At 62.9% G+C, this 6,778-nt stretch carries 6 protein-coding genes and 2 pseudogenes; 5 read left to right on the forward strand and 3 right to left on the reverse strand.

Features of this window, described 5'->3' with window-relative positions; genetic code table 11:
* Positions 1–194 (forward strand): annotated as a pseudogene (locus tag NP534_RS24915) (hypothetical protein); the annotation flags it as partial.
* A gap of 24 nt (positions 195–218) precedes the next feature.
* Here NP534_RS24915 and NP534_RS26925 read toward each other — a convergent pair.
* Positions 219–347, reverse strand: a pseudogene (locus tag NP534_RS26925) (DUF3077 domain-containing protein); the annotation flags it as partial.
* A gap of 291 nt (positions 348–638) precedes the next feature.
* Positions 639–2,627 carry a sensor histidine kinase gene (locus tag NP534_RS24920; protein ID WP_274100474.1) on the reverse strand — a complete coding sequence of 663 codons (1,989 nt, stop codon included), beginning with the start codon at positions 2,625–2,627 and terminating at the stop codon, positions 639–641.
* 265 nt (positions 2,628–2,892) lie between these two features.
* Here NP534_RS24920 and NP534_RS24925 point away from each other — a divergent pair, with 265 nt between their 5' ends.
* From NP534_RS24925 to NP534_RS24940, 4 genes are all read left to right on the forward strand, one after another.
* Positions 2,893–3,690 carry a hydroxymethylpyrimidine/phosphomethylpyrimidine kinase gene (locus NP534_RS24925; protein WP_033701697.1) on the forward strand — a complete coding sequence of 266 codons (798 nt, stop codon included), beginning with the start codon at positions 2,893–2,895 and terminating at the stop codon, positions 3,688–3,690.
* A 14-nt stretch (positions 3,691–3,704) separates the two neighbouring features.
* The gene (gene thiE / locus NP534_RS24930) at positions 3,705–4,328 is read left to right on the forward strand and encodes a thiamine phosphate synthase (RefSeq protein ID WP_274100475.1); all 624 of its coding nucleotides are present in this window, start codon (positions 3,705–3,707) and stop codon (positions 4,326–4,328) included.
* 17 nt (positions 4,329–4,345) lie between these two features.
* Complete coding sequence (gene hemL / locus NP534_RS24935; RefSeq protein WP_033701699.1) at positions 4,346–5,629, forward strand: glutamate-1-semialdehyde 2,1-aminomutase; 1,284 nt, start codon at positions 4,346–4,348, stop codon at positions 5,627–5,629.
* Positions 5,630–5,806: 177 nt separating this feature from the next.
* Positions 5,807–6,352: a tetratricopeptide repeat protein gene (locus NP534_RS24940; RefSeq protein WP_274100476.1), complete on the forward strand. Its 546-nt coding sequence runs from the start codon at positions 5,807–5,809 to the stop codon at positions 6,350–6,352.
* A gap of 6 nt (positions 6,353–6,358) precedes the next feature.
* Here the strand turns inward: NP534_RS24940 and NP534_RS24945 are convergent, their stop codons facing one another.
* Positions 6,359–6,685, reverse strand: coding sequence for a DUF1820 family protein (locus NP534_RS24945; protein ID WP_033702578.1), 327 nt, complete (start codon positions 6,683–6,685; stop codon positions 6,359–6,361).
* Between the last annotated feature and the right edge of the window lie 93 nt (positions 6,686–6,778).

The following is a 6,778-nucleotide window of genomic DNA, read 5'->3' on the forward strand; positions in this document are numbered from 1 at the left end:
GGGCATCGCACTGGCCAATGGCGCCTTCATCGCCATGGCGTTCACCGGCCTACAATGTTTGCGAGGGGGATGCGTGCGGCTTTGAAAATTCAAAAATAACTTGGCTAAATGTTCTATGGCTGATTATCTGCTGGATGCCCATCACCGCTCTTTTTGGCTTTTCGTCGACTTACGCACCATTAGTGATGCAGTAACCCGCGCTGCCTAGCCTTGCCTGAGGACTCATCGCGGGGAACCTCCATCATCTCCGAGGCTTCCTCGCGGGCTCTGCGGCAGGGGATGCCTTCGGCTATGCGGAACACGCCTTGTTAGAAATAGGTGACGCCTGGGGTGGTTTTGGTTTCGTCTTACATGGGTTCTCCGGAATACTCATCAAACCCTGAGATGCTTGCTGCAGTTTCGGCACCCGATCGCTGAACTGTAAGCGACAGGCAAACCTAGAGGGCGGGAGTTGCAGGAACAATCTGACGCGCGTCGACAGGAGTTGGAATGCATCAGGGCTGACAGGTGCTCGCCACAACACATTTAGCGCCTATGAGATCGAGCGCCGCCCGCGCGGCACTCGATTACCCAGGCGCTAAACCTCCCGTGGCAGGCGCCTGTCACCCCCAAACGCGTCGTCCCCGCTATCGATATACCTAGAACGAGCGACGCGTCTGCAGCGAGTGCGCAGGCAACTGCACCTGCGATATCGCGACTTTCATCGTCAGCTCGAACCGGCTCCCCAACCCGCGTGTCGAGTCATGCGACAACGTCGCCCCCAACAACTCGCCCATCTGCCGGCAAATCGACAAGCCAATCCCCAGCCCGCCATAACGCCGGGTCATGGAACCATCGAGCTGATAAAAACGCTGATAAAGGGCCGCCTGGTCAAGATCATCAAAGCCGATACCACTGTCGCTGACCGTGAAGGTGAGCGCCAGGTTGTCCGGCCCCAGGTGTCGACCGCGCACTTGCAGCATGACCCCGCCCTGATGGGTGAACTTCAGGCCGTTGTCGAGCAGGCAACCCAGGCAGCGGCTGAGTTTTTGCGCATCACCCAGCAGCGCATCCGGCAGCTCGGCGGGGATGTCCAGGCTCAGGTACAACCCTTTGCCCAGCGCCTGGCCGGCATGCGCGGCACGCAGGCCCTGCAGCAGGTTGCGCAAACTGAACGGCGCAGGCTGCGCACGCAGGCGACCACCTTGCAATTCGGAAAGGGTGAGGATGTCGTCGACCATGTCCATCATGCCCTGCGCCGAACCTGCCGCCGTGCGATGGTACTGGGCCATCTCGGCGTCCATCGGCAGCGTGTGCATCAGCTCCAGCGAACCGATCACACCATTCATCGGTGTGCGCAGCTCATGGGTCACGCTGGCCAGGAACTCGTCCTTCATACGGTTGCTCCGGGCCAGTTCAAGGTTCAGTTGCTCCAGCGTTCGTCCGGTTTCACGCAAGGTTTGCGCCTGCTGCTCGCGCAGGCTGTTGATACGGTCGGCCAGCGACAGTGACAGCAGTGCCACTTCCAGGGCCGAACCCAACTGGCTGGCATACATGGTGATGAACAGGTTCGGCAGGTAACCCAGCACCATCAAGGTGTTGACCAGCCCGCCCAGCAAAAACGCCGACCAGGCGATGATGAACCAGCGCGCCACCCGCAAGCCGCGCGACCAGGCATACACACCGGCAGTAAAGATGCTGACCGTAAACAGCAGCGCCAGCACCGTGGCCATGCGCAGGGCGATGCCATACGGCATGCTCAAGGCCAGCACCATCACCACCGCGCCACCGAGCATCAACAGTTGCAGCAACCGGTCGAAGCCTCGGCTGATCGTGCCCAGTTGCAGAAAATGCCGCGCGAACTGGCAGCCAAACAAGCCGGCGGCACCAATGAACAGCGGTGTCGAGGCATTCGCCCACCAGGGGCTTTCCGGCCAGAAATAGGCAACCCCCGCACCGTTCACCGAAACCTGGTAAAGGCCGAACGACGCAATATAGAGGATGTAATAGAGGTAGCTGACATCCCGCACGCTGAGGTAGATGAACAGGTTGTACACCAGCATCACCAGCAGCACGCCGTAGATCATGCCCAACACGTACAGGCGAGTCGGCTGGTCCTCCATATAGGCTTCGGCGGACCATAACGCCAGCGGTGCCTGCACCGACCCCTGGCTGTGCAGGCGCAGGTAGACGGTAAGCGCCTGGCCAGGGCGCAGCGGCAACTCGAACAGGTAGTTGTTCTGCCGGATCTGCCGGCTGGCGTAGGGCAAGGCGTCGCCCGTGCGCTGGGCCAGGCGGTAGGCGCCGGCACTGTCGGGCAGGTACAGCTCAAGGTGGTCCAGGGGTGGATAGGCCAGTTCCAGCAGCCATTCACGGGGCGAGGCAGTGGCCGATGCCAGGTAGTGCAAGTCGATCTTCAGCCAGAACACCGATGTGGAGTAACCGGCGTTCAACACCGGCTCGTGGTGGGCGCGAAACCGCTTGGCGAACGCAGGCGCACTGACCTCGGCGATGCTGGCGCTGCCATCATGGTCCTCGAAGACCTGCATGGCCTGGCCCAACGGAAGGTGGCGGGTGGCATCGTCGAATTCGACCGCCCCGGCCAGCACAGGCAACAAGCCCAGAAGCACAATCAGCAAATAGCGCATACAGCCCCAGCATGGCCTGTCCGGTCGCGTCGCGGTTGCCTCCCATCCGTTTGAGACGACGTAATCCGGCAGAACCCGTTTGTCGAGTTATCCGAGCACTCTAGCATAGCTTTCCCACCTGGCAATCGACCACCTGAAATCACGATAAAACAGCTCTAAATCAATACTTTCAGAAGATTCACACAAACAAATCTGACCACTCGATCAACAAAACCCGTTTGTAGGACGATCCCCACAAATAGGTTTGGTGGTAAGCTCGCCGCCCATGAATACCTACAGCTCCCGCCCCGTTGTCCTCTGTCTCTCCGGCCACGACCCCAGTGGCGGCGCCGGCTTGCAGGCAGATATCGAAGCCCTGATCGCCCAAGGCTGTCACGCCGCACCTGCGGTGACCGCCCTGACCGTCCAGGATACCGTCAACGTTTCCGACTTCCGCGTGCTCGACCGCGAGTGGGTGCTGGCCCAGGCCAACGCCGTGCTGGCCGACTCCACGGTGGCCGCCGTCAAGCTGGGCATGCTCGGTTCGATCGACATGGTCGACACCGTCGCCGAACTGCTGGCTGCCCACCCGCACCTGCCGTTGGTCTGCGACCCGGTGCTGCGTGCCGGCGGCGGTGGCCGCCTGGGCAAGGACGAGGTCGGCTATGCCGTGCGCGAGCGCCTGCTGCCGCTGGCGACCATTGCCACGCCCAACCTGCCGGAAGCGCGCATTCTCGCAGAGCTGCCAGAAGGCACGGCTGACGAGTGTGCCGAGAAACTGTTGCCGTTCTGTAGACACCTGCTGATTACCGGCGGTCACGGCGACGAAGACGAAATCCACAACCGCCTGTACAGCCGCGACGGCCAGCCCCATACCTGGACCTGCCAGCGCCTGCCTGGCAGCTATCATGGCTCGGGCTGCACCCTGGCCAGTGCCCTGGCTGGCCGACTGGCCCTCGGCGAACAGCTGCAAAGCGCTGTACGCAGCGCCCTGGACTACACCTGGCGGACCCTGCGTGACGCCGAGCAACTGGGCCGCGGCCAGTTCGTGCCACGCCGTCTGCCCCTGGACTTCTGCTCCTGATACGAGGCTTTCAGATGAAGCTACGCGGTCTGTATGCAATCACCGACAGCCAGCTGCTCGCCGGCCGTTTCCTGTCTCATGTCGAAGCGGCGCTGGCGGGCGGCGTGTGCCTGCTGCAGTACCGCGACAAGGGTGACGATGCGGCCCGCCGCCTGCGTGAAGCCGAAGCACTGATGCGCCTTTGCGAGCGCTACGATACCCAACTGATCATCAACGATGATGCCGAACTGGCCGCCCGCCTGGGCGTGGGTGTACACCTGGGCCAAACCGACGGCCCACTCACCCCGGCCCGCGCCCTGCTCGGCCGCAACGCCATCATCGGCTCGACCTGCCACGCCCAGCTCGACCTGGCCCGGCAGGCCGCCAGCGAAGGCGCCAGCTACGTGGCCTTCGGGCGGTTTTTCAACTCCGTGACCAAGCCGGGCGCGCCGGCCGCCAGCCTCGACCTGCTGGAACAGGCCCGCGCTCAGGTCAAGCTGCCGATCGCCGTGATCGGCGGCGTCACCCTCGACAACGCTGCCCCGTTGGTCGCCCATGGCGCCGACCTGCTGGCAGTGATCCACGGCCTGTTTGGTACCGATAGCGCGCCGGAAGTCACCCGCCGCGCCCGTGCCTTCAATGCCCTGTTCGCTTCCTGATTTCGAGAGAAGATCCCATGTCCCGTTCCGAATCCCTGTTCGCCCAAGCCCAGAAGCACATCCCGGGCGGCGTCAACTCGCCGGTCCGCGCGTTCAAGAGCGTTGGCGGCACACCCCTGTTCTTCAAGCATGCCGAAGGCGCTTATGTCGTTGACGAAGATGACAAGCGCTACGTCGACTACGTCGGCTCCTGGGGCCCGATGATCCTCGGCCACGGCCACCCTGAAGTACTCGACGCGGTGCGTAACCAGCTGCAGCACGGCCTGTCCTATGGCGCACCGACGGCCATGGAAACCGAGATGGCCGACCTGGTCTGCTCGCTCGTGCCATCCATGGAGATGGTGCGCATGGTCAGCTCCGGCACCGAAGCCACCATGAGCGCCATCCGCCTGGCCCGTGGCTACACCGGCCGCGACGCCATCATCAAGTTCGAAGGCTGCTACCACGGCCACTCCGACAGCCTGCTGGTCAAGGCAGGCTCCGGCCTGTTGACCCAAGGCGTGCCAAGCTCGGCGGGCGTACCGGCGGACTTCGCCAAACACACCCTGACCCTGCCGTTCAACGACATTGCTGCGGTCGAGAAGACTCTGGCCGACGTCGGCCAGACCGTGGCCTGCATCATCGTCGAGCCGGTCGCCGGCAACATGAACTGCGTACCGCCCGCGCCAGGCTTCCTCGAAGGCCTGCGTGAGCAGTGCGACAAGCACGGTGTGGTGTTGATCTTCGACGAAGTGATGACCGGCTTCCGCGTCTCGCTGGGCGGCGCCCAAGGCCACTATGGCATCACCCCTGACCTGTCGACCTTCGGCAAGATCGTCGGCGGCGGCATGCCCGTCGGCTGCTTCGGCGGCAAGCGCGAGATCATGGGCTGCATCGCCCCGCTCGGCCCGGTCTACCAGGCCGGCACCCTGTCGGGCAACCCGCTGGCCATGGCCGCCGGCCTGACCACGCTGAAGCTGATCAGCCGCCCTGGGTTCCACGCCGAACTGACCGACTTCACCAGCCGCATGCTCGACGGCCTGCAGCAACGCGCCGATGCCGCTGGCGTGCCGTTCGTCACCACGCAGGCGGGTGCCATGTTCGGCCTGTACTTCAGTGGCGCCGACGACATCGTCACCTTCGACGACGTGATGGCCAGCGATGCGGACCGCTTCAAGCGCTTCTTCCACCTGATGCTCGAAGGTGGCGTGTACCTGGCGCCAAGTGCGTTCGAGGCCGGTTTCACCTCCATCGCCCACGGTGACAAAGAGCTGCAGATCACCCTGGATGCGGCTGAGCGAGCGTTCGCGAAACTCAAGTAAGTGGCGTTGCCTGCACCCACCAGGCGGCGGGTGCAGGCGCAAAAAAGCCCGAGACAATCAGCCAACTTCCCCACCAATGCAGAAATTCGAGTAAAACTTTGTAAGGTTGGCGTTGCTTATCCCATAATGTGCCACCAGAGACATTGGCCGCAGCTTTGCAGAGGTAAGTCGATCCCCATGAACCGCACCGGCCGCGCCCTGACCCTGGGCTGCCTGTTGCTTCTTCAGCCCCTGCTGGCCCTGGCGGAGGGCGGTAACTCGTTGCTTATTCCAGCGACGGGCCGCTGCACCCTGAATGTTCAGCCAGAAGACCTCGCCAATGCCCTCAAGGCTTGCGAGCAGACGGCGACGACGGGGGATGCCCTGGCGCAGTTCGAACTGGGCGAGTACTACTACACCCAGACGCCGAAAGACCTGAACAAGGCGCTGAACTGGTTCCAGAAGGCCTCGCTGCAAGGCCACGCCCAGGCTCAATACCGCCTTGGCGCCATGTTCCACCGGGGCGAAGGGGTCAAGGCCAACAACGTGCAGGCCTACATCCTGCTGAAAATGGCGGCAGTCAACGGCGCCGAGGATGCGCTGGACATGGCCGACGAAGTCACCGAACAGATGCCCCGCGACGAACTGGAGCACGCCACCCAGGTGCTCGGCCAGATCTTCCGCAAGTACCTGCTCGAACTGCAGAACGCCGAAGGCCGTACGCCATTCTCGCCACTGCCCTGAACCGCCCTACTTCTCCGGCATCGGCATGGGGAACGGCATCACGTTGCCGCCGCCCTTGGCTTCGCTGATCTTCGCCGTGCCCAACCGCTCGACCTCATCGATACGCACGATCGAATGCATCGGCACGAAGCTGCGGATCACACCTTCGAACTGGCTCTTGAGTTTTTCCTCGCTGGGGTCGACCACCACCTGGGTGCGCTCACCGAAGACGAACTCTTCGATTTCCAGAAAGCCCCACAGGTCGCTCTGGAAGATCTGCTTGGCATACATCTCGAAGACCTGCCCCTGGTTGAGGAAGATCACTTTATAGATGGCGGGTTCGCGTTTGCTCATGTTTGGCGGGATAACCCATGTGTAAGAAAAGGCGCGCATCATAGCAGTGCCGGCCGCTTCGCAGGCAAGCCCACGATGGGCCGGCACAGGCCG

Source organism: Pseudomonas sp. 39004, from assembly GCF_028682155.1.
In the GTDB taxonomy this organism is placed as follows: domain Bacteria; phylum Pseudomonadota; class Gammaproteobacteria; order Pseudomonadales; family Pseudomonadaceae; genus Aquipseudomonas; species Aquipseudomonas capeferrum.

Coding starts and splice junctions, on each gene's coding strand:
- NP534_RS24945 (WP_033702578.1), bottom strand. CDS start 6,685: ATGAGCAAACGCGAACCCGCCATCTATAAAGTGATCTTCCTCAACCAG.
- NP534_RS24920 (WP_274100474.1), bottom strand. CDS start 2,627: ATGCGCTATTTGCTGATTGTGCTTCTGGGCTTGTTGCCTGTGCTGGCC.
- NP534_RS24925 (WP_033701697.1), top strand. CDS start 2,893: ATGAATACCTACAGCTCCCGCCCCGTTGTCCTCTGTCTCTCCGGCCAC.
- hemL (WP_033701699.1), top strand. CDS start 4,346: ATGTCCCGTTCCGAATCCCTGTTCGCCCAAGCCCAGAAGCACATCCCG.
- NP534_RS24940 (WP_274100476.1), top strand. CDS start 5,807: ATGAACCGCACCGGCCGCGCCCTGACCCTGGGCTGCCTGTTGCTTCTT.
- thiE (WP_274100475.1), top strand. CDS start 3,705: ATGAAGCTACGCGGTCTGTATGCAATCACCGACAGCCAGCTGCTCGCC.